The organism is Rhizobium sp. BK529, assembly GCF_014194105.1.
GTDB lineage: Bacteria > Pseudomonadota > Alphaproteobacteria > Rhizobiales > Rhizobiaceae > Rhizobium.
In genome coordinates this window covers 1-25,174 of sequence record NZ_JACIAU010000004.1, presented here as the reverse complement: position 1 = coordinate 25,174, position 25,174 = coordinate 1, and the positions used below count along the sequence as shown (strand labels likewise).

The following is a 25,174-nucleotide window of genomic DNA, read 5'->3' as shown; positions in this document are numbered from 1 at the left end:
CCTAACAGGGCGCTGTATTCTGTCGCACTGATCCATAACTGGGCGGAAATACCAAGAAAAATGGCGCCCGAAGGCGCCATTCTCAGGCCTGTTCGAAAGCACCGTGGCAGTGCTTGTATTTCTTGCCTGAACCGCAGGGGCAGGCCTCGTTGCGGCCTACCTTGCCCCAGGTCGACGGATCGTCAGGATTGCGGTTTTCCGGCGGGACGGCGACTTCAAGCGCCCGATAAGTCGTATTCGTGAACTCATCTTCGCCGGTTGTCGGGTCCAGATGGTGCGCCTGCATGACCGGCGGTTCCGGTTGTTCCGGAGCCTGCTGAACGAGCTCGACACGCATCAGCTGCGCCGTGACGGCCTGACGCAGGTTATTAAGCAGCGACTGGAAGAGTTCGAAAGCTTCCGACTTATATTCCTGCAGCGGGTCGCGCTGGGCATAGCCGCGGAAACCAATGACGGAGCGCAGGTGGTCGAGGTTGACGATGTGCTCGCGCCACAGATGGTCCAGCGTCTGCATGACGATCTGGCGCTCGACATAATGCATGATGTCGGGACCGAAGCGCTCGACCTTCTCGTTGAAGGCGGCGTTGGCGGCTTCCGACAGGCGCTCGCGTATGTCGTCCTCGCCGATGCCCTCTTCCTTTACCCAGTCCTCGATCGGCAGATCGAGATTGAGGATATTGGCAACCTGTGTCTTCAGGCCTGCCGCATCCCACTGTTCGGCATAGGCGCGTTCCGGAATATGGGTCGCGACCAGATCATCGATGGCTTCGCGACGCATGTCGGACACCGTTTCGGAAATATTCGGCGCTTCCATCATCTCGACGCGCTGTTCGAAGATGACCTTGCGCTGGTCGTTCAGAACGTCGTCGTACTTCAGCAGATTTTTGCGGATATCGAAGTTACGGGCTTCGACTTTTTTCTGCGCACGTTCCAGAGCTTTATTGATCCAGGGATGGACGATTGCCTCGCCCTCCTTGAGACCCAGCTTCTGCAGCATGCTGTCCATGCGGTCAGAGCCGAAAATGCGCATCAGGTCATCCTGCAGCGACAAGTAGAACTTGGACCGGCCGGGGTCGCCCTGACGGCCGGAACGGCCGCGCAGCTGGTTGTCGATACGGCGGCTTTCGTGGCGCTCGGTGGCGATGACGTAAAGACCGCCGGCGGCGAGCGCCTTTTCCTTCAGCTGCTTGATCTCTTCGCGGATCGCTTCGATCTTGGCGTCGCGTTCCGGGCCTGGTTCGACTTCGCCGAGTTCACGTTCCACACGCATCTCGAGATTGCCGCCGAGCTGGATGTCGGTGCCGCGACCGGCCATGTTGGTGGCGATCGTTACGGCACCCGGCACGCCGGCCTGGGCGACGATATAGGCTTCCTGCTCGTGATAGCGGGCATTCAGAACCTGGAAGTTCGAGAAGCCCTGCTTGCGCATCAGCTCGGCGAGGAATTCGGACTTTTCGATCGAAGTCGTACCGACAAGCACCGGCTGGCCGCGCTCATGGGCATCCAGGATCTCAGTGATGATCGCCTTATACTTCTCTTCGACCGTCCGATAGACTTCATCGTCTTCGTCGATACGCTTGATCGGCAGGTTGGTCGGAACCTCGATGACGTCAAGATTGTAGATGTTGCCGAATTCCTCCGCTTCCGTCTGCGCCGTACCGGTCATGCCGGCGAGCTTGTCGTACATGCGGAAGTAGTTCTGGAAGGTGATGGAAGCCAGCGTCTGGTTTTCCGGCTGGATCTGTACCTTTTCCTTGGCTTCCAGCGCCTGGTGCTGGCCTTCCGAGTAGCGGCGGCCCGGCATCATGCGGCCGGTGAATTCGTCGATGATGACGATCTCGCCATTGCGGACGATGTAGTCCTTGTCGCGCTGGAAGAGCTTGTGGGCCTTCAGGGCATTATTGATGTGGTGAACGATCGCGACGTTTTCGATGTCATAGAGCGAGGCGCCCTTGAGGAGACCAGCCTGCTTCAGCAGGTTTTCCAGCTTTTCGGTGCCGACTTCGGAGAAGTTGGCCGAACGCTGCTTTTCATCGATCTCGTAATCTTCCGGCGTCAGCAGCGGAATGTAGGCATCGATGGCGTTGTAGAGGTCGGAGCGGTCGTCGAGCGGGCCGGAGATGATCAACGGCGTGCGGGCTTCGTCGACGAGGATCGAGTCCACTTCGTCGACGATTGCGAAGTTGTGGCCGCGCTGTACCATCTGGTTCTTCTCGTACTTCATATTATCGCGCAGATAATCGAAGCCGAGCTCGTTGTTGGTCGCGTAAGTAATGTCGCAATTGTAGGCATCGCGGCGCTCCTCGTCGGAAAGGCCGTGAACGATGACACCGGTGGTGAGGCCGAGGAAGCCGTAAAGACGGCCCATGGTCGCGGCGTCACGCTGTGCGAGATAGTCGTTGACGGTGACGACATGCACGCCCTTGCCGGCAAGCGCGTTCAGATAAACCGGCAGTGTAGCGACCAGCGTCTTACCTTCACCGGTCTTCATTTCGGCGATGGCGTTGGAATGCAGGATCATGCCACCGACGAGCTGTACGTCAAAAGGTCGCATGCCGAGGACGCGGCGGGAGGCTTCGCGAACGACCGCGAAGGCCGGGATCAGGATATCGTCCAGCGTCTTGCCTTCTGCGAGGAGAGCACGGAACTCCACCGTCTTGGCGGCAAGCTGCTCGTCCGTCAGCGCCTTGGTTTTCTCTTCTATAGAGTTGATTGCGGCGACGTTCGGCTGGAAGGACCGCACGCGGCGATCGTTGGCTGAGCCAAATAACTTGCGGGCAATACCGCCAAAGCTGACCATATGACTGGTCCTTTCTGAATATTCTTCCCCGACGTTTCTTATTCGCTACCCGGCCGAAAAACAGGCGCGCGTTGAAAACGCCCGGAAACTGTTCTGGACGCGAGGTTGCGTGACAGATAAGAGGGGGGGCAAATGATGTCAACGGATTTGGCCGATATAGAAAGGCCACATTCCGATGTTGAAGCCTGTTTTCGGGCTGGATTCACGAAAGCTGAAGCCGGCGGGTATAATTGTGAAGGGTTATTTGATGTTGAGCACCAACAAACTTGCTGCGCTGGCGTTTACGGCCTTCGTCGCCTTCCAGATTCCGGCCTATGCTGACGACGCCGTCGTCGCCAAGGTCGGCAATCTGGAAATCCACCAGTCGGAACTCGATCTGGCTGTCGCCAATCTCGACCCGCAGCTCGCACAGCTCCCGGACGATCAGAAGAAGGTCGCCGCGTTGTCTGCTGCGATCGACGTCAAGCTGCTGGCCACAGACGCTACCGCCGAGAAGCTCGATCAGACCGACGACTTCAAGAAGCGCCTGCAGTATCTGACCGACCGTGAGCTTCACAACGCCTACTTCAAGAAGCATGTCGTCGACACCGTGACCGATGCCGACGTGAAGGCACGCTACGACAAGGAAGTCGCCGGCTTGCCGAAGCAAGAAGAGGTTCACGCCCGCCACATCCTCGTCAAGACTGAGGACGAGGCCAAGGACGTCATCAAGCAGCTCGACTCCGGCAAGGACTTTGCCGAGCTTGCCAAGGAAAAGTCCACCGATCCGAACAAGGATGACGGTGGCGATCTGGGCTATTTCACCCGCGGGCGCATGGTCAAGGAATTTGAGGATGCAGCCTTCGCTCTCGAAAAAGGCACCTATTCCAAGACCCCTGTGAAGACCGATTTCGGCTATCATGTCATTAAGGTCGAGGATAAGCGTGACGCTCCGCCGCCGCCGTTCGAACAAGTTCAGGACCAGGTTCGTCAGCTCGTCATGCGCGACAAATATCTTGCGCTTCTGAACGATGCGAAGGCCAAGTCCAAGGTCGATATCATGGACGAAACGCTCCGCAAGGGTTACGAAGACGCAAACAAGCAGCCAGAGCCGGGCGCTGAGCCCGCCCCGGCTCCCGCCCCGCAGCAGTAATCATAAGCATCAGGGCCCGGTTCTTCCGGGCTCTTCATTAGATCCGGATGATTTTTTGCCTGATCGGCCTAAAATCATCCGGATCTAATTCATAAAACAGAGCATGATGTCGCCCGAAAGCCGCTCACACTCTTCGGCATGATGCTCAAACATCGTTTGTTGTCGCATTTCCGGACGGCGAGCCGCTTCCATTTCGCCTGGAAATGCTCATAGGCAGGTCGCTTCCATGTCCGCTACCGTTTCTCCGCTTGCCCCGAAAACCTTTGCCTCGCTGCCCGCACTTCGTGGTGTGCGCATGGCGACCGCTTCCGCCGGCATCAAGTACAAGAACCGGACGGACGTATTGATGATGGTCTTTGATGCGCCTGCGGCTGTCGCGGGCGTTTTCACCAAGTCGAAATGCCCCTCCGCACCGGTCGATTTCTGCCGGGCGAACCTGCCGCACGGTACGGCTCGTGCCGTCGTCGTCAATTCCGGCAACGCCAATGCTTTCACCGGCATGAAGGGCCGCGCTGCGACCGAGCTGACGGCGAAGGCCGCTGCTGCTGCTGTCGGCTGCCGCGAAAACGAGATCTTTCTTGCGTCGACGGGTGTTATCGGCGAACCGCTCGACGCCACCAAATTTGCCGGTGTGCTCGACAAGATGCAGGCCGATGCCACGGGCGATTTCTGGTTCGAGGCTGCCAAGGCCATCATGACCACCGACACCTATCCGAAGGTTGCGACCCGCACGGCCGAAATCGGCGGCGTCACGGTGACAATCAATGGTATCGCCAAGGGTGCCGGCATGATCGCACCCGACATGGCGACCATGCTGTCCTTCGTCGTCACGGATGCCGATATTGCCTCTGCCGCCCTGCAGTCGCTCCTGTCTGCCGGCGTCGAACCGAGCTTTAACTCCATGACGGTCGATAGCGATACTTCGACGTCGGATACGCTGATGCTTTTTGCGACGGGCGCTGCCGCAGCCGACGGGCAAGTGCGGATCACGAGTGCGGAAGATCAGCAGCTCGATGCATTCCGTTCGGCTCTGAACGATCTTCTCAAGGATCTGGCGATCCAGGTCGCTCGTGACGGTGAAGGCGCCACGAAGATGCTCGAAATCACCGTGACCGGTGCGGAGAGCGATGCCGCCGCCAAGACGATTGCGCTTTCCATCGCCAATTCACCGCTGGTCAAGACCGCGGCTGCCGGTGAGGACGCCAACTGGGGCCGCGTTGTCATGGCCGTCGGCAAGGCCGGCGAAATGGCTGATCGCGACCGGCTAGCCATCTGGTTCGGCGATGTGCGCGTCGCCGTCAACGGCGAGCGAGACCCTTCCTATTCCGAAGATGCAGCCTCCGCCGTCATGAAGAAGCAGGATATTCCTGTGAAGGTTGATCTTGGCCTGGGTTCAGGCAAGGCCACGGTCTGGACCTGCGACCTCACCAAGGAATATGTTGCGATCAATGGCGACTACCGGAGCTGATCGTTCGTTGATGCAGGCATCCCTTCCGAAGCAGAATCTGCCGCTGGTCCGGCGGCTGGAAGCCGTGGGCTTTCGTGCCTGGCCGGCGGCGTCCGTGCAATATGATGGAAGCTGGCAGGTCCGCCTGACGGCGGGACATCCCTCCAATCGCCTGAATTCCATCGTTCCGCTCGATCCCTCCGATCACCGCGACGTCGAAATCCGGCTGGAGAAGGCAAGCCGCAAGTTCGAGGCTTATGGCCGTCCAGCCGTGGTGCGTGAGACACCGCTTGCCTCGCCTGTTCTGGTCAACCTGATCAAGGAACAGGGATGGAAGTGTTTCGATGAGACGGCCGTCATGGTTTGCGATCTGTCGCAGGCCGATCTGCCCGATACGCTCGATCATCTTCCGACCCACGATATCGGCCGGTTCGTCGATGCCAACCTTGCGGTCGATCATGCGCCCGTCTCGCTGAAGCCGGCGCTCGCCGAGATCATCTCGGCGATCAAGCCTCCGTCGGGGCTCTTCATGATCGAGGATGCAGCCCACGGCTCTTTAGCAACCGTTCTCTGCGTGCAGGACAACGATCTTGCCGGCATCATGTCGCTTTCGGTTGCCCACGCGCATCGCCGCAAAGGGCTCGGCATCGAAATCCTGACCTCGGCTTTGCGCTGGGCGCGGATGCGCAGCGCCCGCACCGCCTGGCTGCAGGTGAAACTTTCCAATGCACCGGCAATCGCTCTTTATGAGCGTCTCGGTTTCCGCGATGTCTATCACTATTGTTACTGGCGGGAGCGTTGCGAATGAGTGGGGCGGGAAGGAAGCTTCTCCTCGTCGCCGCTTGCGCGCTGATCGACACCGACGGGCGTATCCTTCTGGCACAGCGACCGGAAGGCAAATCGCTTGCTGGCTTGTGGGAATTCCCGGGCGGAAAGGTTGAGCACGGCGAGACGCCGGAGGAGACGCTGGTGCGCGAGTTGAACGAAGAGCTCGGCATCACGACGAAGGTGCCGTGTCTGGCGCCACTGACCTTTGCCAGCCACAGCTACGATGCGTTTCATCTACTGATGCCGCTCTACGTCTGCCGTCGCTATGAAGGCATTCCGCACGGTCGCGAGGGACAGGCGATCAAATGGGTGCGCCCGCAGGCGCTGCGCGATTATCCGATGCCGCCGGCTGACGAACCGCTCATCCCGGTACTCCAGGATTTACTTTAGCTCTTGCTGATTATTGGCTCGAAACGGCGATTTCGCCTGTGGATATTAATCGATCATTTAGCACCTTCTGGCAATGATCGGCCTCACTCAAGCAATTGGCGTGTGTGTATTTAAGGGCTTGACGTCATGGACGACGATTTCTGGAAAGCTGTGCGTGAGAAGGAACAGGCTTCTTCGTCTGCTTCGCGCAGGACGGGGGCACTGAATATTGCCCTTCTGTTCGGTACGGCCGTGGTGGCGCTCACCCTTATCCTGACGCCGATGCTGGCAGATTCCTCCAAAAAGAGCGTGCTCGCCAGCGCGCCGGCGGATTTTGACACGATCACCACTGGCTCGATCCCGAAGACCGAGAATGGCAAGCGTTATACGATCCGCCGCAGCGTCCTCCAGGATACACCTGGTTCGGTCTGTGTCGTCCAGGGCTACGGTGTCGGCGCCGGCTGCTGAGGAAATGAAGCCTCCCGCGGGGAGACCGTCAATTTCATTGTCATCTTGGGCGCAAAAAGGGTTGGATTGATGAATTTGCTAAAGAAGTTTCTGGCAAACAGAACAGGTGCAACCGCGGTCGAATATGGATTGATCGCAGCACTGATGGCCGCTGCCCTCATTGGCGGCCTGGGTACCTTCACCAACAGCCTGCAAGGCATGTTCAACACCATTGATAACAACCTGACGATCAACTGAGCCGCCACCAAGGCCTCACTGCTTGAGCTTCTGTTCTTCCACCTTCAGGGCATCGGCAAGCCGGGCTTTTGCCGATCCCGGCTTAAGCGGCTGCTGCTGGCTTTCGTGCGGCGCCCATCCCGACACGTAGATCATTGAAAATGTCGCGCGGATACGGCCGTCCGAATCCGAATAGCGCTCGGCATAGATTTCCGCTGCGCGCAGGAAGAAGCTGCGTGTCAGCGGCTTACGGCTGCGGGCCACCAGCGGATTGGTCATACCCATCGCTCTCAAGTCGCGCATCAGCGGAAACAGTGAATCATAGCGAACCGTATAATTCTCCGCATCGATGACGGGGAGCGCAAAGCCTGCCCGTTGCAGCAGGCCGCCGACATCGCGCACGTCGGCAAAGGGGATGATGCGCGGGCTTGCGCCGCCGGTCATTTCGATTTCGGTTGCAAGCAGCACCTCGCGCAGTTCCTGCAGCGTACCGGCGCCCGGAATGGCAGCGAGGAACAGCCCATCCGGCTTCAATGCCCGGCGGATCTGGATGAAGACGCCGGGGGTATCGTTCGTCAGATGCAGATTGAGCGGTGCAATCACCAGATTGGCGGATTGGGGCGCAAGCGGTACGTCTTCGAGCGGTGCTTCGACGAAAGGCTCACCTGGTGCCACATAGCGGATGTCGCTTTCCACGCGAGTGAGGCTGCCGACCTTGCCGGTCGCTATCGCCGCATGGGCGGCGACACCTGTGGTACCGTGCAGTTCTACCGCATGTTCGAAACTGCGTTCCACGACGGCCAAGCGGTCCGCCAATTCCTCAGCGGCGATATCGAGCAGGAACCCCGCCTTCAGGTCGCCATTCGCGAGCGCGCGGCGACGGTTTGCGGCGATCTGCGCCTTGTCGAAGATGGTATCCATGGCGATGTCCATATTCTCCTGTCCCGCAGGCGGCAAGACGATTTTCCTTTGCTGCGTGACACGCTAGTCTCTTCATATGGGGATGATCGAGACAGAAAGAGAGAAGGGACGGGTATGGACGCGGCTTCTGCGGCCGTTCTCTGTGCTCGCCGATCTGGTCTATCCACCAGCCTGCGCAGCGTGCGGCATTTCGACGGGTGGCCATCGTGGGCTCTGTTCCAAATGCTGGTCCGACGTCCGTTTCATCGAGCGGCCTTATTGCGAAGTGCTCGGCATTCCTTTTTCCCACGATCTCGGCATTGGCATTCTGAGCGCCGAGGCCATTGCCAACCCACCGCCATTCGACCGGCTGCGTTCGGTAGCCGCACATGACAATGCCATTCGCACCCTCGTGCATGGTCTCAAATACCGGGATCGCACCGACCTTGCCCCGATGATGGCCGGCTGGATGCTGCGTGCTTCCGATGGCATGGTCCAGCGCTCCGACGCCATCATTCCAGTTCCCCTTCATCGCACTCGTATGGTTTCGCGCAAGTTCAACCAGGCGGCGGAACTTGCCCGACATCTGGCCCGGCTTGCCGAAAAACCGCTATTGCCCGGAACCCTTCTGCGCGCAAAGCGGACCAGCCAACAGGTCGGTCTGGGCGTGCGGGCGCGAGAGGACAATGTCCGCGGCGCTTTTGTTATCGCCGCCAATAAAGAGAATGACGTTTTCGGCAAACGCATCGTGCTCGTCGATGACGTTTATACGACAGGTGCTACAGTCAGTGCGGCTACGCGGGTGCTACGCAAGGCAGGTGCTGCCGATATCACGGTTTTGACCTTTGCAAGGGCCTTTGCAGAAACTATATGACAATAAGAAAACAGCATCGTCTGGAGATCATTCATGGTACCTGTTACCATTTATACACGGCAGTTCTGCGGCTTTTGTGCACGCGCTAAATCTCTGCTTGAAGAGAAGGGCGTGGACTATGTCGAGCACGACGCGACCTTTTCACCCGAGCTTCGCCAGGAAATGCTCGGCAAGTCGAATGGCCGCACCACCTTTCCGCAGATTTTCGTCGGCAGCACGCATGTCGGCGGCTGCGACGATCTCTATGCACTCGATCGGGCAGGCAAGCTCGATCCGCTGCTGGCAGCCTGAGGAAGGGAAATGAGCTTCACGGCCGCCGCTATCCAAATGTGCTCGGGTGTCGATCCGGAGCGGAATGCCGCGTCGATGGCGCGCCTCGTCCGAGAAGCAGCCGCAAAGGGTGCGACCTACGTGCAGACGCCCGAAATGACGGGCATGCTGCAGCGCAACCGTGCCGCGGCCAAGGAAGTGCTGCGTGATGAGAGCAATGACATCATCGTCAAGACCGGCTCGGCGCTTGCAGCTGAGCTTGCCATCTATATGCATATCGGCTCCACGGCGATTGCGCTCGATGACGGCAAGATGGCCAATCGCGGCTTTCTCTTCGGGCCTGACGGCAAGATCCTCAATCGCTACGACAAGATCCATATGTTCGACGTCGATCTCGACAATGGCGAGAGCTGGCGCGAAAGTGCGGCTTATCGGGCAGGATCGGAGGCCCGTGTCCTGTCGTTGCCTTTCGCCGAGATGGGCTTCACCATCTGTTACGACGTGCGTTTCCCGCAGCTTTTCCGTGCGCAGGCGGTTGCCGGTGCGGAAGTGATAACCGTTCCGGCGGCTTTCACGAAGCAGACGGGCGAGGCGCATTGGGAAATCCTGCTGCGGGCGCGCGCCATCGAGAACGGGGTTTTCGTCATTGCTGCTGCGCAGGCCGGCCTGCATGAGGATGGACGGGAGACATTCGGCCACTCGATGATTATCGATCCCTGGGGGAAGGTGCTGGCTTCGGCTGGCCCTACCGACGAGGCGGTCATTCTGGCAGAGATCGATCTGGCGGCGGTGAAGGCTGCGCATGACAAGATTCCGAACCTTAAGAATGGTCGGGAGTTTTCCATCGAGAGGATTGCGGGGGAAGTTTCAGGAGGCGCAGCAGCTTGATCCGCTATTCCCTTATTTGTGAGAATGCCCACGAGTTCGAAGGCTGGTTTTCTGAAAGTGCCGATTTCGACCGGCAGGTTGCAAGTGGCTTTCTAACTTGCCCGGTGTGCAATTCCGCTTCCGTCTCTAAATCTTTGATGGCGCCATCGGTTTCGACCGCACGCAAGAAGGAAGAAATGCAAACGGTTGCCATGGATGCGGCCCGCCGCGAGGCCTTCGTGAAGCTGAAGGAAGCCATTGCCACTATCAAGGCGAATTCCGAAGATGTCGGAACACGCTTTCCCGAAGAAGCCCGCAAGATCCATTACGGTGAGGTGGATGCTCGCGGCATTATCGGCCAGGCGACGCCCGATGAAGCCCAGTCACTGGTGGAAGAGGGCATAGAGATTGCTGCCTTGCCGATCCTGCCTGAAGACGTGAACTGATATGGAGACTGCGAGGCTGGCCTTCTATAATTTTGGCCTGCATGTCGCACCTTCTGACAGCCGGGCCGTCGAAGGCTTCGTTCTTCGTGAACCTGCGAATTTCGAAGCTGCCGCCCGGGCATGCGGCTTCATTGGCCGTTCCGGCTATCCCGGATATCCCGGCCCCAGAAGCTGGGGGCCGCAGGTTTTTCCGCGTTACATCGAGGGCAGCGGTTTTACCTCCGCGCCATCTTCCCTGTCATTGTGGGTCGATATCGAGTCTCTGATGGCTTTCACCTATAATGGTGTTCACGCCGACGCGCTGAAACATGCCCGCAAATGGAATGTGAAGCAAACTTGGCCGCCGCTGGTCCTGTGGTGGGTGTCAGCTTATCATCGGCCGGACTGGCAGGAGGGTGTGGAGCGTCTCGAATATCTTGCCGACCACGGCGCAAGCCCGAAGGCCTTCACTTTCAAACAGCCCTATGGGCCTGACGGGGCGGAAATCGTGATCGATCGCGACCGCGTCAAAGAGCTTACCGCGCGCAATGCCGAGACCCAAAAGGATCTGCTCGCTTTTGTCCAAACCTTGAAAATCTAGACCGTCGGATCAAGCCGGTCGTTTTGCCAGCAGCATGTAGTTCACATCCATGTCCTTCGACAGGTTCCACTGGTTTGCCAGCGGATTGAAGAAGACGCCCGTGCGGTCGATGATTTCGAAGCCGTTTGTGGTAAGCGGCTTTTCCAGCTCTTCGGGACGCACCAGCTTTTCATATTGATGCGTGCCGCGTGGCAGCCAGCGCAGGACATTTTCTGCGGCGAAGATGGCAAGCGCGGCCGCCTTCATGGTGCGGTTGATGGTAGCAACGAACATCAGCCCGCCCGGCCGGACCATGCCGGCGCAAGTATTCATGAAAAGTTCGACATCGGCCACATGCTCGACGACCTCCATGTTGAGCACGATATCGAAGGTCTCGCCGGCTTCGGCGAGTTGTTCGGCTGTCACGGCGCGATAATCGACCGCAACGCCTGATGCCTTGGCATGGGTCGAGGCGATGCCGATGTTCTTTTCAGACGGGTCCGCGCCGACAACGTCGGCTCCCATACGGGCAACCGGCTCCGACAGAAGGCCGCCGCCGCAGCCGATATCGAGCACGCGCAGACCTTCAAGCGGTTTGGCACTCTTCGGGTTGCGAGAAAAATTCTCCGCTGCCTTGTCGCGGATATAGGCCAGGCGAACAGGATTGAACTTGTGCAGCGGCTTGAACTTGCCGGTTGGGCTCCACCACTCGGCCGCCATGGCGGAAAAGCGATCGACTTCGCTTTGGTCGATGGTGGTCTTTGCCGCTTCGGTCATATTGCCAGCTCCTTTGTCCTGCCAGTGAAGTCGGACGATCGAGGTGATAAGTCAAGGGCGCTCCGGTTAGCATGGACCGCTAAAAATAGAGCAAGTCTGAAGGCAGTAAAAAACCCCGCGTCTTCGCGGGGTTTCGGATCCTAGCTAATGCGGATTTAGCGGCACTGACGGCGCGGGCCGTATGTGGGCTGGTACGTATTGTCATACGCGCGGTATGAGCGATACCGGCTGTAGCAATAATCGGCATGCGAACTGCCCGTCCGCACGCGCGGCTGCGAGGCTATGATGCCACCGATGAGCGCCCCGGCGGCCAAGCCCCCGATAATAGCCCCGGTATTGTCATGGTGGCGATAATACCGGTCGCGGTAGTAGCGGTCGCCATAATAGCGGCGGTCCCTGTCCCATCCGCGATCATAGCGATAACGGTCCGAATAGCGGTAATTGCGGCCCCAACCTTGGTTATAACGAGGGCATTTCGTGAAATTGTTGCAGCCCACCTGAAGAAGCTCGGCCTGGTCGCCGGTGGCTTCGGGTTGCACTGCCGACTGGACAGGGTTTGCCGTATAGGCCGGCCCTGCCCAAGCGGGCATTCCGGAGAATGCGGTTACTATCGACAGTGCAATTATCGCTAATCTTCTCATTCTGCTCACCAGCTTTCTCGACTTATCTATTGCTGTTTAAACGCATTTCGGGCCACTAAGTTCAATCGCCTTCATGCTCCGATTTGACGGGTATGGTGAAAGGGATGTTTTGCAGGGGCGGCGCGGACCGTTTCCAGCGAACTCCTGCCGTCTCCACTTCACCCTTTCCCCGCCCTTGCCACCCCTTGCCAAACTCGCTAAGAGACGCGCCAACTTTCGTCCTTGGTTGGCGGGCTAGAAGCGTTCCAGAAACCAGTATTTCCGGGCTCTTCGGCCATTCGGCAGCCGAGGTTTTCTGATGCCCGGGAGGGCAATGCGTCTCCCGGCGGATTGTGAACGCGTGGCGTACCGGAGAAGCAAATCCCGTTTTCCGGCAGTCGCGCGCGGGTCGTGGTAGAGGCTTATGGCACGCATCGTTATGAAATTCGGCGGAACCTCCGTCGCTGATCTGGACCGCATCAAGAACGTTGCCCGCCATGTGAAACGTGAAGTCGATGCCGGTCATGAAGTGGCGGTCGTCGTTTCCGCCATGTCCGGCAAGACCAATGAGCTGGTCGGCTGGGTGCAGAACATGCCGAAGGTAATCGGCGCCAACTCGCCCTTCTACGACGCACGCGAATATGACGCCATCGTCGCTTCCGGCGAACAGGTTACGTCAGGCCTTCTCGCAATCGCGCTGCAGAGCATGGGCATCAATGCACGTTCTTGGCAGGGCTGGCAGATCCCGATCCGCACAGACAATGCACATGGCGCAGCTCGCATCGTGGAAATCGATGGGGCCGATATCATCAAACGCATGGGCGAGGGGCAGGTTGCTGTCGTCGCTGGCTTCCAAGGCCTCGGCCCTGACAATCGTATCTCGACGCTCGGACGCGGCGGATCGGATACGTCGGCCGTGGCAATCGCAGCTGCTGTCAAAGCCGATCGCTGCGACATCTATACGGACGTCGATGGCGTTTACACGACCGATCCGCGCATCGAGCCCAAGGCGCGGCGTCTGAAGAAGATCGCTTTTGAAGAAATGCTGGAAATGGCGTCGCTCGGCGCCAAGGTTCTTCAGGTGCGCTCGGTCGAGCTTGCCATGGTGCACAAGGTGCGCACTTTCGTGCGTTCGTCGTTCGAGGATCCCGATGCTCCGGGCATGGGTGACCTCATGAACCCTCCCGGAACGCTGATTTGTGACGAGGATGAAATCGTGGAACAGGAAGTAGTCACCGGCATCGCCTATGCCAAGGATGAGGCTCAGATCTCGCTTCGCCGTCTTGCCGACCGGCCAGGCGTTTCTGCCGCGATCTTCGGGCCGCTCGCCGAAAGCCACATCAATGTCGACATGATCGTCCAAAATATCTCCGAAGATGGTTCGAAGACGGATATGACCTTCACCGTTCCCTCCGGTGATGTCGAGAAGGCCATCAAGGTTCTCTCCGACAACAAGGAGAAGATTGGCTATGACGTCGCGCAGAGCGAATCGGGGCTGGTGAAGGTTTCCGTCATCGGTATCGGCATGCGCAGCCACGCTGGTGTGGCGGCAACAGCCTTCCGGGCGCTGGCCGAAAAAGGCATCAACATCAAGGCGATCACGACCTCGGAAATCAAGATTTCGATCCTGATCGATGGTCCTTATGCAGAACTCGCTGTCAGAACTTTGCATTCCTGCTACGGTCTGGATAAAAATTGATTCCCAGCGGGCGGCCTGCCCCTTCAGGTTGAAGATGCGGCCGGTTGTTCTGGCCGCATTAAGCGTTTGTTTCGGGGAGCTTGAGTCGCAATGAGAGACCTTTCCGGCGGTCCGCGCGTGCTGCTCAAGCGGCTGCGCGAGTTGATGGCGGAGCCACTGGAGCCGCAGGAGCGGCTCGATCGGATCGTGCGCCAGATCGCCAGCAACATGGTGGCGGAAGTTTGCTCCGTCTACGTGCTGCGCGCCGACGGTGTTCTCGAGCTCTATGCTACTGAAGGTCTCAATAAGGAAGCCGTCCACCTTTCGCAGCTGAAGATGGGGCAGGGCCTCGTCGGTACGATTGCCGCATCGGCACAGCCGCTTAATCTTTCTGACGCGCAGTCGCATCCGGCTTTCCGTTACCTGCCGGAAACAGGCGAAGAGATCTATCACTCTTTCCTCGGCGTGCCGATTCTGCGCACGGGCCGGTCGCTCGGCGTTCTCGTCGTACAGAACAAGGCGAGCCGCAATTATCGCGAGGAGGAGCTGGAAGCGCTCGAGACGACGGCGATGGTTCTCGCCGAGATGATCGCGACAGGTGAACTCAAGAAGATCACCAAGCCCGGCCTTGAACTTGACCTTACCCGCTCGGTCACGATCGACGGCGATACGTACAATGACGGGATCGGCCTCGGCTACGTCGTGCTGCACGAGCCGCGCATCGTCGTCAACAATCTGCTCAACGAGGATGCGGAAAAGGAAATCCGGCGGCTGGCGGAAGCCATGGGTTCGCTCAGGATCTCCATCGACGACATGCTGTCGCGCCGCGATGTTTCCATGGAAGGTGAACATCGCGAGGTGCTCGAAACCTATCGCATGTTCGCCCATGACCAGGGTTGGGTGCGTAAGCTGGAAGAAGCCATCCGCAACGGCCTGACGGCGGAAGCGGCGGTCGAGAAGGTCCAGAGCGACACCAAAGCGCGCATGATGCGTCTTACCGATCCGTATCTTCGCGAGCGGATGCATGATTTCGAAGATCTTGCGAACCGGCTGCTGCGCGTTCTGACCGGCTATACGGGCCGCACGACGGCTGAGGGCTTCCCGAACGACGCGATTATTCTTGCACGCGCCATGGGTGCAGCGGAGCTCCTCGATTATCCGCGCGCCAATGTGCGCGGGCTGGTGCTGGAAGAAGGTGCGGTCACCAGCCATGTGGTCATCGTCGCACGCGCGATGGGCATTCCTGTCATCGGCCAGGCGGCGGGTGTGGTGGCGCTCGCTGAAAATGGCGACGCCGTCATCATCGACGGCGACGAGGGGCATGTGCATATCCGGCCAAGGCCGGAGCATCAGCGTTCTTATGAAGAAAAGGTTCGCTTCCGTGCAAGGCGGCAGGAGCAGTTCCGGGCGCTGCGTTCCGTCGAGCCGGTCACCAAGGATGGTCAGCGCATCCAGCTTCTGATGAATGCCGGCCTGCTGGTCGACCTACCTCAGCTGGCGGAATCGGGCGCAGAAGGTATCGGCCTGTTCCGCACTGAACTGCAGTTCATGATCGCCTCGACCATGCCGAAGGCGGAAGAGCAGGAGATATTCTACCGCAATGTGCTGAAGCAGGCGGGCGGTCGTGTTGTGACCTTCCGGACGCTCGATATCGGCGGCGACAAGGTTGTCCCATATTTCCGCGGCCATGAGGAAGAGAACCCGGCACTCGGCTGGCGGGCAATCCGCTTGTCGCTCGACCGGCCTGGATTGTTGCGCACGCAGTTGCGCGCCATGCTGAAGGCTGCGGCCGGTGCCGAGCTGAAGCTGATGGTGCCGATGGTGACCGAGGTTTCAGAGCTGCGGCAGGTACGTGAACTCCTGCAGAAGGAAGTACAACATCTTTCACGCTTCGGTCATGGTCTGCCTCGTAAGCTGCAGTTCGGGGCGATGCTGGAAGTGCCGGCGCTGCTCTGGCAGCTCGATGAGTTGATGGATGCGGTCGACTTCGTCTCGGTCGGTTCCAACGACCTCTTCCAGTTCGCTATGGCGGTCGACCGCGGCAATGCCCGCGTTTCCGAACGCTTCGATCCGTTGGAGCGGCCGTTCCTGCGGATTCTGCGCGATATCGTGCGCGGAGCGGATCGCAACAAAACGCCCGTGACGCTGTGTGGCGAGTTGGCCGGGAAGCCGCTTTCGGCCATGGCCCTACTCGGCGTCGGCTTCCGTTCCATCTCTATGTCGCCGGCCTCGATTGGTCCCGTCAAGGCGATGCTGCTCGGCCTCGACGTTGGGGCACTGACGAAGGTCGTCAATGAGGCGCTGGACGACCGGAATACGACCGTGCCGATGCGCGAGGTGCTTGCCCGCTTCGCTGAGAGCCACAATATTCCCCTTTAGACATATATAAGAAGAACAGGAGCAAGGGGTGGCGAAGCTTCCCATTGAAAAGATGCGCGAGCTTGAGCGCCGCTTCGGTGAGATCGAAGCGCGCATGTCGGCTGGCCCTTCGGCTGACGTTTATGTAAAGCTCGCATCCGAATATTCCGAACTGCAGCCGGTCGTGACCAAGATCCGCGCCTATCAGAAAGCAATCGGCGAGCTTGCCGATCTGGAAGTGCTGCTCGAGGACAAGTCTGTCGACCGCGACATGCGCGACCTTGCAGAACTTGAGCTGCCTGACGTGAAAGAGCGTATCGAGGCGCTTGAGAACGAGATCCAGATCCTGCTCTTGCCGAAGGACGCAGCCGACGAGAAGAGCGCGATCCTGGAAATCCGAGCCGGTACTGGCGGCAACGAGGCGGCTCTTTTCGCCGGCGACCTTTTCCGCATGTATGAGCGTTACGCCGCAACGCACGGCTGGAAGGTCGAAGTGTTGTCGTCGAGCGAAGGCGAAGCCGGCGGCTATAAGGAAATCATCGCGACGATCACCGGCAAGGGCGTCTTTGCAAAGCTGAAATTCGAATCCGGCGTGCACCGTGTCCAGCGGGTGCCGGAGACGGAAGCGGGCGGGCGTATCCATACCTCGGCGGCTACGGTTGCGGTCCTTCCCGAGGCAGAGGAAATCGATATTGAAATCCGGCCGGAAGATATTCGCATCGACACGATGCGCTCCTCCGGTGCGGGCGGCCAGCACGTCAATACGACGGATTCGGCAGTGCGTATCACCCACCTGCCGACGGGCATCGTGGTAACCAGCTCGGAAAAGTCCCAGCACCAGAACCGTGCAAAGGCCATGCAGGTGCTGCGCTCGCGTCTTTATGATGCCGAGCGGCAGAGGGCCGACAGCGAACGTTCCGCCGACCGCAAGAGCCAGGTCGGTTCGGGCGACCGTTCTGAACGCATCCGCACCTATAATTTTCCACAGGGGCGCGTGACCGACCATCGCATCAACCTGACGCTCTACAAGCTCGACCGGATGATGGTCGGCGAGATCGACGAAGTGGTGGATGCGCTGCTGGCCGACTATCAGGCGAGCCAGCTCGCACAGCTTGGCGAACAGCAATGACTGCGTCCGGGCCGACGGTTTCAGAAATGCTTGCCGAGGCCCGGCGCCTTTTCACGGAAGCGGGTATCGACGATCCGCAAACCGATGCGCGGCTGCTGATCGCCGGATTGCTGAAGCTTTCTCCGACCGCGATGTTAACAGCCGGTCGTGAAGAGATTTCGCAGGAGCAGGCAGAGGTCATCGGTCGAGCGATCGCGAGGCGATTGAAGCACGAGCCGGTCCATCGCATTCTTGGCGAGCGGGAGTTCTACGGCCTGCCGCTTTGGCTTTCCGCAGGCACGCTGGAGCCGCGGCCGGATACCGAAATTCTCGTCGATACGATTATTCCTTATCTGCGTGACCTTGCAAAGATCGAGGGCAATCTCCATATTCTGGACATCGGAACCGGGACCGGAGCGATTTGCCTTGCGCTCCTAAGTGAATGCCCGGAAGCATCAGGCGTCGGCAGCGATATTTCGACCGATGCACTTGAAACGGCAAGATCAAACGCAGAAAGAAACGGATTGCAGGAGCGATTCACAACCATTCGATCGAACTGGTTCGAGAACATCCACGGGACGTTTCATGCGATTGTCTCAAATCCGCCCTATATTGCTTCCAATGTCATTCACGATCTCGCTCCCGAAGTGACGAAATTTGATCCGGCTGCAGCTCTGGACGGCGGCCCGGATGGGCTTGACGCTTACAAAGCCATAGCAAAGGATGCGGCAAGGTTCATACGACCGAATGGGGTCGTCGGACTGGAAATCGGTTATGATCAGCGAAACGATGTGACGGCGATCTTCGAAGCGGAAGGCTTCAAGTGCCTCAAATCCGTTAGAGATTATGGTCAGAACGACAGAGTGCTCGTGTTCTCGCCGACATGATCGGCGACAAATTGCAGCATCGAACTGGACATTGTTGCTATTGCGAAGAAAAGGCTTGGATTTCCCGAGGAAGCAATATAGGTTGCGCTCACGCGTTGGGCGCATAGGAATGAACGAGATTCGTTCGGTACTTGCTCAGCTTCGGGGGTCTGCTCTTTTAAACGAGAGTTTCAAAGGTTGAACACGACCCAATGTGTGAATCAGTCAAACTGACTTGAAGACAAGCGGCAGGTCGGCGCGAAGGCGCACTATGCTTGCGGCACGAAGGCCCTGATCCGGATAGACCGGTCTTGGCGGTTGGTGCCATGTATCCAATCACAAACAGAGAATTCAGGTGAACGATCGATGAGGCCAGGACAGCAGAACAAGCGCGGTCGAGGGCGTGGCAATAACAATAACAATGGCGGCGGTGGAAATAACAATAACAACAATTTCAACCGCAAGGGTGGAAACCCGCTGACCCGGACTTATGACAGCTCCGGCCCCGATGTGAAGATCCGCGGCACTGCTCAGCACATTGCGGAGAAATACGCCCAGCTCGCCCGTGACGCCCAGAGCTCCGGAGACCGCGTCATTGCTGAAAACTACCTGCAGCACGCCGAGCACTATAATCGCATCATCGCCGCCGCACAGGCGCAGATGCAGGAGCGCTTTCAGCGCGATGACCGCCACGAGTTTAATGATCGTGACAATGCGGACCGGGATGGCGACGAACTGGATACGGCAGACAATGACGATGTCGTCGTCATTCAGCCGCCGCACCAGCCGCGGCGCGAACAGCAGCAGCCAGTGGCCGCGGCACCTGCGCCCTCACAGGCTGAGGTGGAAGTGATCGATGGAACCGGCCCGCAGCCGGATATCGAAGGCATTCCTGCCGAGGTCGCCATGGAAGAGGAAGGCTCTGCCGCGCCGCAGCGCGAGCGCCAGCCCCGCCGCCGCAACGCCGGCAGCCGTCCCCGCCGCCCGCGCCGTGGTGCCGAAGGCGAAGCGGCCGGCGAAGAAGGCGCTCCCGTGGACGCGCCGGCTCTCGCCGAGGCCGCTTCCGAATAAGCTTACTTCAAACGCAGACTTTCAAAGGCCGCTCTTTCCGGGCGGCCTTTTCTATTGCGAAGCCGCCTGAAGTTTGCGTCAGGAACAAGGATGGCGATCGATCCTACTTCGGCCGCAGGCGCTCAAAAGCAAGGACGCCAGCTGGGCGCCGACCGACCACAAATGGAATTTCGAATTGATGTCCCGCGCCCCAGTCCGATCGAAGACTTCTCGACAGAAACGGATGCCTGCCGGATGTCGCGTTGATGGCAGATAGCGCGCGCAGGGACGGCTTGCCGGCGACAGTTTTCCGGTGTGTTACCCCTTTAAACTCTTGGGATTCTCCACCATATCCTGCCCAGATCGTTTGCCGCAAATCTCAACGGCGACAAACGGGGCTTGCCTTTTGAGGGAGCTCAATCTCAATCATCGGTCTGTGCCTTATGAAGGGCAGGGCGATTCATGGAGGTAACATATGAATATCGAAAAATACTCCGAACGGGTGCGCGGTTTCGTTCAGTCCGCGCAGACCTATGCGCTTGCGCAGGGACACCAGCAATTCACGCCGGAACATGTTCTCAAGGTCCTGCTCGATGATGATCAAGGTATGGCCGCTTCGCTGATTGAACGTGCCGGCGGTGATGCGAAAGCTGCGCGCCTTGCCAATGATGCAGCGCTTGCCAAATTGCCGAAGGTTTCTGGCGGTGGCGGTAACATCTATCTCGCCCAGCCGCTCGCCAAGGTTTTCTCCACGGCCGAAGAGGCTGCAAAGAAGGCCGGTGACAGTTTCGTCACGGTTGAGCGTTTGTTGCAGGCGCTGGCGATCGAAACCTCTGCCTCGACCTATCAGTCGCTGAAGAATGCCGGCGTGACTGCGCAGGCTCTCAATCAGGTGATCAATGACATTCGCAAGGGTCGTACGGCCGATACCGCGAGTGCCGAGCAGGGCTTCGACAGCCTGAAGAAATATGCACGCGACCTGACGAGTGAAGCCCGCGAGGGCAAGCTTGATCCGGTCATCGGCCGCGATGACGAAATCCGCCGGACGATCCAGGTTCTTTCCCGCCGCACCAAGAACAACCCTGTTCTCATCGGTGAGCCTGGCGTCGGCAAGACGGCAATCGTCGAAGGCCTTGCGCTGCGCATCGTCAATGGCGACGTGCCGGAGAGTCTGAAAGACAAGAAGCTGATGGCGCTCGACATGGGTGCCCTGATCGCCGGTGCGAAGTTCCGGGGTGAATTCGAAGAGCGCCTGAAGGCTGTTCTGAACGAGGTTCAGTCTGAAAACGGCGAGATCATCCTCTTCATCGACGAAATGCATACGCTGGTTGGCGCCGGCAAGGCGGATGGGGCTATGGATGCCTCCAATCTGCTGAAACCTGCCCTCGCCCGCGGCGAACTGCACTGTGTCGGCGCAACCACGCTCGACGAATACCGCAAGCATGTCGAGAAGGATCCGGCCCTTGCTCGCCGTTTCCAGCCGGTCATGGTCGAGGAACCGACGGTCGAGGATACGATCTCGATCCTGCGCGGGTTGAAGGAAAAGTATGAGCAGCATCACAAGGTGCGCATCGCCGATGCCGCGCTGGTTGCGGCTGCGACCCTTTCGAACCGCTACATCACGGACCGCTTCCTGCCGGACAAGGCGATTGACCTGATGGATGAAGCCGCTGCCCGCCTGCGCATGCAGGTGGACTCGAAGCCGGAGGAACTCGATGAGCTTGACCGTCGCATCATCCAGCTGAAGATCGAACGCGAGGCGCTGAAGAAGGAGACCGATGTTGCCTCCGCCGATCGGCTGAAGCGGCTGGAAGGTGAGCTGACTTCCCTTGAGGAAGAGGCAGATGCGCTGACGGCCCGCTGGCAGGCGGAAAAGCAGAAGCTCGGTCTTGCCGCTGACCTGAAAAAGCAGCTCGACGATGCTCGCAATGAACTGGCGATCGCCCAGCGCAAGGGTGAATTCCAGCGCGCCGGCGAGCTTGCCTATGGCGTAATCCCTGGTCTCGAAAAGCAGCTTGCCGATGCCGAAAGCCAAGAAGACAACAGCCGCAATGCGATGGTGCAGGAGGTCGTGACCCCCGACAATATCGCCCACGTCGTTTCCCGCTGGACCGGTATTCCGGTTGACAAGATGCTGGAAGGCGAACGCGACAAGCTGCTGCGCATGGAAGACGAGTTGGCGAAGTCGGTGATCGGTCAGGGCGATGCTGTTCAGGCGGTTTCACGCGCCGTGCGCCGTGCTCGAGCCGGCCTTCAGGATCCGAACCGACCGATCGGCTCTTTCATATTCCTCGGTCCGACCGGTGTCGGCAAGACGGAGCTCACCAAGGCGCTCGCCCGTTTCCTCTTCGATGATGAGTCGGCGATGGTACGCATGGACATGTCGGAATACATGGAGAAGCACTCCGTGGCCCGGCTGATCGGTGCGCCTCCCGGCTATGTCGGTTACGATGAAGGTGGTGCGCTGACGGAAGCCGTCCGCCGCAGGCCCTATCAGGTCGTGCTGTTCGACGAGATCGAGAAGGCGCATCCCGATGTCTTCAACATCCTGTTGCAGGTGCTGGACGATGGTCGTTTGACTGACGGTCAGGGCCGGACAGTCGACTTCCGCAACACGATGATCATCATGACGTCGAACCTCGGTGCCGAATATCTCACGCAATTGCGTGAGGGCGATGATAGCGAGACGGTTCGCGATCAGGTGATGGAAGTGGTTCGCAGTCACTTCCGGCCAGAGTTCCTGAACCGTATCGACGAGATCATTCTCTTCCACCGCCTCAAACGCGAGGAAATGGGCGCGATCGTCGATATCCAGCTGAAGCGGCTCGTCTCGCTGCTGTCTGAGCGCAAGATTGTGCTCGATCTCGACGAGGATGCCCGCAATTGGCTGGCGAACAAAGGATATGACCCGGTTTACGGCGCTCGTCCGCTGAAGAGGGTGATCCAGAAGTTCGTCCAGGATCCGCTTGCCGAGCAGATCCTCTCGGGTGAAGTGCCGGATGGATCGACGGTCAAGATCACCAGCGGTTCGGACCGGTTGCTGTTCCGGTCGAAGCAATCGGTGAGTGAAGCCGCATAAGGCTGCACAGATGACAATTGGCAATGGCGGCCCGAGAGCCGCCATTTTTGTTTCCGCAGAAAGGAAGAATTATTTGCTTGCGACCTGATCAGTAGCGGGCTGGGTGTTCAGCAGTGTGTCGATGCGCTTGCGCTCGTCCTCGAACTTGGCAAGAGCCTCGCCCTGAAGCGACTTGCCGCCGGGGAGGCGGATGCGCAGTGGGTCTACTTTGGTGCCGTTGACGATCAACTCGTAGTGCAGATGCGGACCAGTGGATTCACCCGTTGTGCCGACCCAGCCGATGACTTGGCCCTGCCGCACCTTGGCACCGGGCACGATGCCCTTGGCGATGGCGCTCTGGTGGTTATAGGAGGATTCGTAGCCGTTGGCGTGGCGGATAATCGTCTGGTTGCCATAGCCGCCGGAATCCCAGCCAGCCTTTTCGACGGTGCCGTTACCGGCCGCGATGATCGCCGTGCCGCGCGGGGCTGCCCAATCGACGCCGGTATGCATGCGCGCGAAGCCGAGAATCGGGTGGCGGCGCATGCCGAAGCCAGACTTGAAGATCCCGTTCGGAACGGGGTTTCGTAACAGGAACTGGCGGATGCTCTTGCCGTCCTGGTCGAAGTAATCGATCGTACCGTCTTCCGGATCCTGGAACCGATAGAAGCGGGTCAGTGTATCACCGAAGCGGGCATTGACGTAGAGAAGTTCGGAATCCTCGGTCGCCTGGCCTTTGCTGTCGGCAACGGAGAAGAAGGCCTCGAGGTAATCCGTTGGTTTCAATTGCGCCTGGAAGTCGACATTGGCCGCGAGCAGCTTGATGATCAGCGCCGTCATGTCCGGAGTCATGCCATAGGAGAGCGCTGCGCGGTAAATGCCATCATAGACGCGCGGCAGGTTCTGGCCGGCGGCTGGGGCGAAGGAATTGTCCTCGAAGGCGGTGGCGATCGCATCCAGCATGGGTGGCTCGCTGCCGGCTACGAAACGCCCACTATCATCGAGTGCAACGGTAATCAGGTGGCGGGTGCCGCGGTAGATACTGGCGCGAATGATCTTCGCCTGCTCGCCTTTCTGAATGATGCCGATACGCAGGACGTCGCCCTTCGAAAGCGTATCGGTTCCGAGAAGAGGAGCGATATAACCGGACATGCCGTCCGCCTGCGGCTGCGGGTAGCCGGAATCGGCAAGCGCCTTGGCGATCGTCATATCCTGGCGCACTGGCAGGATGTCGTCGGCGAATTCCTCAGTTTGCGGCGTGATGGATTCCGGCGCTGAGACCGTCATGTTCTGCTCTAGGACGCGGGCCGCGAGACCAGCGGTCAGGTCGACGTCGTTGTCTTCATTGGAGAAGCGGCGCGGATCGACATAGTAGAGAGCGGCGAGCTGGGCGTTTCCGTCCGTCAGAACCGAACCGTTGGAGCGGACGTTCTCCTCGACTTCATCAAGCGAAAGTCCGGGCGCCATGTTGAGGTCGGATTTGCCGGTTGGGAAAGGAATGGTCTTCAGTGCCACTTCGGATTCCACATCGGAACCGTAAATCGCACCCGTGCGGCTTTGCGGCGCTGGCTGCGGTTCATCGGCCGAGAAGATCGCCAGGGGATCAAAGTCCGGATAATCCTCAGTCGCAACGTGATTGGCAGCCAACATCATCTTCACATGAGAGAAGGGCTGGCGGCGTACGACCTCCTTCTCACCGTCATGGACCACGGTCGAGACTTCCATGATGGCTCGGTCGGATGGCTTTGCCGCGATGACGGGAGCGATCAGACGGCCACCGCGGGTCACAGACGTATCCTGATGCGCATCGGCAGCGGACGCATAGGCTTCTGCCGGGATTGCCAGCTGCTGGCGGCCGTCGAGGGCGGCAAAAAGCGCGACCCCCATAAGGATTGAAGAGGTAATGCCGGTGAGGAACGTGCCCGAAAGCCAGCGAAGCGAAACCTCGCGCCGGTCGGGTGCGCGTCGCCCGTCTGCCAGAAGCGGAGGCTCGCTGCCGAGCGAGCGGATCATCATTTTCTCCGTCATCATGGCAGTGGAGTTCGCATCCTTACATTCGATGTCGTTCTGAGCATCCGCGGGCCATCCTGGCTGGGGCGAAAGATGTGCATATTTTGGGCACTGAAGTCAAATCACACCGGAATGGGCATCTTACGTGCGCATGCCTGCGTGAAACGTGTGTGTTTCCTCAGACCAGTAGAATGTGATGATGTCGGGGCAAATTGGATCAAAATCGTATCTTCCACAAGAAAACCGACAAACAGTCATGTTTTGCGGCCTCTATCAGCGCGATCGGGAATCCGGGAAACAAGCGAATTCCAATGACCAATATAAAATCCCATGAAGAAACAACAGGATACGAGAAAAACGATTTTTTTGAAAAAGGCCTGTTGACTGTTTTGCGGGTGTAGGCTTATAAGCCCACTCACTGACGAGGGCGGCGGCGCTGCTGGCGACGAAGTTCCTCGTTCTGAAGAAATCAA

General features: G+C 59.0%; 23 protein-coding genes. 17 read left to right on the top strand and 6 right to left on the bottom strand.

What is annotated here, in order from left to right:
* Nucleotides 1–82: 82 nt before the first annotated feature.
* Nucleotides 83–2,800: a preprotein translocase subunit SecA gene (secA, locus tag FHX08_RS22835; RefSeq protein ID WP_132655508.1), complete on the bottom strand. Its 2,718-nt coding sequence runs from the start codon at nucleotides 2,798–2,800 to the stop codon at nucleotides 83–85.
* 247 nt (nucleotides 2,801–3,047) lie between these two features.
* On the opposite strand from secA, the gene FHX08_RS22830 reads away from it, so the two are divergent.
* The 6 genes from FHX08_RS22830 (at nucleotide 3,048) to FHX08_RS22805 (ending at nucleotide 7,281) form a co-directional block, all read left to right on the top strand.
* Nucleotides 3,048–3,932, top strand: a complete 885-nt coding sequence (locus FHX08_RS22830) for a peptidylprolyl isomerase (protein WP_132655506.1) — start codon at nucleotides 3,048–3,050, stop codon at nucleotides 3,930–3,932.
* A gap of 226 nt (nucleotides 3,933–4,158) precedes the next feature.
* On the top strand, nucleotides 4,159–5,400 hold the full coding sequence (gene argJ, locus FHX08_RS22825; protein WP_132655504.1) for a bifunctional glutamate N-acetyltransferase/amino-acid acetyltransferase ArgJ: 1,242 nt from the start codon (nucleotides 4,159–4,161) through the stop codon (nucleotides 5,398–5,400).
* Nucleotides 5,381–6,187 carry a GNAT family N-acetyltransferase gene (locus tag FHX08_RS22820; protein ID WP_132655502.1) on the top strand — a complete coding sequence of 269 codons (807 nt, stop codon included), beginning with the start codon at nucleotides 5,381–5,383 and terminating at the stop codon, nucleotides 6,185–6,187. Before argJ ends, FHX08_RS22820 begins: the two co-directional genes overlap by 20 nt.
* Entirely contained in the window at nucleotides 6,184–6,597 is a 414-nt protein-coding gene (gene mutT, locus FHX08_RS22815; protein ID WP_132655500.1) for an 8-oxo-dGTP diphosphatase MutT, read from the top strand. Before FHX08_RS22820 ends, mutT begins: the two co-directional genes overlap by 4 nt.
* 126 nt (nucleotides 6,598–6,723) lie before the next feature.
* The gene (locus FHX08_RS22810) at nucleotides 6,724–7,044 is read left to right on the top strand and encodes a hypothetical protein (RefSeq protein ID WP_132655498.1); all 321 of its coding nucleotides are present in this window, start codon (nucleotides 6,724–6,726) and stop codon (nucleotides 7,042–7,044) included.
* Nucleotides 7,045–7,113: 69 nt separating this feature from the next.
* Nucleotides 7,114–7,281, top strand: a complete 168-nt coding sequence (locus FHX08_RS22805) for a Flp family type IVb pilin (RefSeq protein WP_132655496.1) — start codon at nucleotides 7,114–7,116, stop codon at nucleotides 7,279–7,281.
* 15 nt (nucleotides 7,282–7,296) lie between these two features.
* Here FHX08_RS22805 and FHX08_RS22800 read toward each other — a convergent pair whose 3' ends face one another.
* On the bottom strand, nucleotides 7,297–8,181 hold the full coding sequence (locus tag FHX08_RS22800; protein ID WP_132656276.1) for a methyltransferase domain-containing protein: 885 nt from the start codon (nucleotides 8,179–8,181) through the stop codon (nucleotides 7,297–7,299).
* Between the two features lie 76 nt (nucleotides 8,182–8,257).
* On the opposite strand from FHX08_RS22800, the gene FHX08_RS22795 reads away from it, so the two are divergent.
* Genes FHX08_RS22795 through FHX08_RS22775 form a run of 5 tightly spaced genes read left to right on the top strand, consistent with a single transcriptional unit; the run spans nucleotide 8,258 to nucleotide 11,197 of the window.
* Complete coding sequence (locus FHX08_RS22795; RefSeq protein ID WP_132655494.1) at nucleotides 8,258–9,034, top strand: ComF family protein; 777 nt, start codon at nucleotides 8,258–8,260, stop codon at nucleotides 9,032–9,034.
* Between the two features lie 33 nt (nucleotides 9,035–9,067).
* Nucleotides 9,068–9,325, top strand: coding sequence for a glutaredoxin 3 (gene grxC / locus FHX08_RS22790; RefSeq protein ID WP_132655492.1), 258 nt, complete (start codon nucleotides 9,068–9,070; stop codon nucleotides 9,323–9,325).
* A gap of 9 nt (nucleotides 9,326–9,334) precedes the next feature.
* Nucleotides 9,335–10,192 carry a carbon-nitrogen hydrolase family protein gene (locus FHX08_RS22785; RefSeq protein ID WP_132655490.1) on the top strand — a complete coding sequence of 286 codons (858 nt, stop codon included), beginning with the start codon at nucleotides 9,335–9,337 and terminating at the stop codon, nucleotides 10,190–10,192.
* On the top strand, nucleotides 10,189–10,617 hold the full coding sequence (locus FHX08_RS22780; RefSeq protein WP_132655488.1) for a DUF1178 family protein: 429 nt from the start codon (nucleotides 10,189–10,191) through the stop codon (nucleotides 10,615–10,617). Before FHX08_RS22785 ends, FHX08_RS22780 begins: the two co-directional genes overlap by 4 nt.
* Nucleotide 10,618: 1 nt before the next feature.
* Nucleotides 10,619–11,197 (top strand): DUF3291 domain-containing protein, encoded by a 579-nt coding sequence (locus FHX08_RS22775; RefSeq protein ID WP_132655486.1) that lies wholly within the window; start codon nucleotides 10,619–10,621, stop codon nucleotides 11,195–11,197.
* Between the two features lie 9 nt (nucleotides 11,198–11,206).
* On the opposite strand, the gene ubiG is transcribed toward FHX08_RS22775, so the two are convergent.
* Both ubiG and FHX08_RS22765 read right to left on the bottom strand, forming a co-directional pair.
* A complete protein-coding gene (gene ubiG, locus FHX08_RS22770; RefSeq protein WP_132655484.1) occupies nucleotides 11,207–11,953 on the bottom strand; it encodes a bifunctional 2-polyprenyl-6-hydroxyphenol methylase/3-demethylubiquinol 3-O-methyltransferase UbiG in 747 nt (248 codons plus the stop codon).
* A gap of 155 nt (nucleotides 11,954–12,108) precedes the next feature.
* A complete protein-coding gene (locus FHX08_RS22765) occupies nucleotides 12,109–12,594 on the bottom strand; it encodes a BA14K family protein (RefSeq protein ID WP_132655482.1) in 486 nt (161 codons plus the stop codon).
* Nucleotides 12,595–12,997: 403 nt separating this feature from the next.
* Here FHX08_RS22765 and FHX08_RS22760 point away from each other — a divergent pair, with 403 nt between their 5' ends.
* The 6 genes from FHX08_RS22760 (at nucleotide 12,998) to clpB (ending at nucleotide 22,712) form a co-directional block, all read left to right on the top strand.
* Complete coding sequence (locus tag FHX08_RS22760) at nucleotides 12,998–14,272, top strand: aspartate kinase (RefSeq protein WP_132655480.1); 1,275 nt, start codon at nucleotides 12,998–13,000, stop codon at nucleotides 14,270–14,272.
* 90 nt (nucleotides 14,273–14,362) lie between these two features.
* Nucleotides 14,363–16,630 carry a phosphoenolpyruvate--protein phosphotransferase gene (gene ptsP, locus FHX08_RS22755; RefSeq protein ID WP_132655478.1) on the top strand — a complete coding sequence of 756 codons (2,268 nt, stop codon included), beginning with the start codon at nucleotides 14,363–14,365 and terminating at the stop codon, nucleotides 16,628–16,630.
* A 28-nt stretch (nucleotides 16,631–16,658) separates the two neighbouring features.
* On the top strand, nucleotides 16,659–17,738 hold the full coding sequence (gene prfA, locus FHX08_RS22750; protein ID WP_132655476.1) for a peptide chain release factor 1: 1,080 nt from the start codon (nucleotides 16,659–16,661) through the stop codon (nucleotides 17,736–17,738).
* Entirely contained in the window at nucleotides 17,735–18,604 is an 870-nt protein-coding gene (gene prmC / locus FHX08_RS22745; RefSeq protein ID WP_132655475.1) for a peptide chain release factor N(5)-glutamine methyltransferase, read from the top strand. The genes prfA and prmC overlap by 4 nt, the downstream gene beginning before the upstream one ends.
* Before the next feature lie 345 nt (nucleotides 18,605–18,949).
* Complete coding sequence (locus FHX08_RS22740) at nucleotides 18,950–19,654, top strand: DUF4167 domain-containing protein (RefSeq protein WP_132655473.1); 705 nt, start codon at nucleotides 18,950–18,952, stop codon at nucleotides 19,652–19,654.
* Nucleotides 19,655–20,108: 454 nt separating this feature from the next.
* Nucleotides 20,109–22,712, top strand: coding sequence for an ATP-dependent chaperone ClpB (gene clpB, locus FHX08_RS22735; protein WP_132655471.1), 2,604 nt, complete (start codon nucleotides 20,109–20,111; stop codon nucleotides 22,710–22,712).
* Between the two features lie 69 nt (nucleotides 22,713–22,781).
* Here clpB and FHX08_RS22730 read toward each other — a convergent pair whose 3' ends face one another.
* Together FHX08_RS22730 and FHX08_RS31280 are read right to left on the bottom strand one after the other, a co-directional pair.
* Entirely contained in the window at nucleotides 22,782–24,722 is a 1,941-nt protein-coding gene (locus FHX08_RS22730; protein ID WP_132655469.1) for a M23 family metallopeptidase, read from the bottom strand.
* 252 nt (nucleotides 24,723–24,974) lie between these two features.
* The coding region (locus tag FHX08_RS31280; RefSeq protein ID WP_207896882.1) for a hypothetical protein at nucleotides 24,975–25,174 on the bottom strand (200 nt) is incomplete at its 5' end.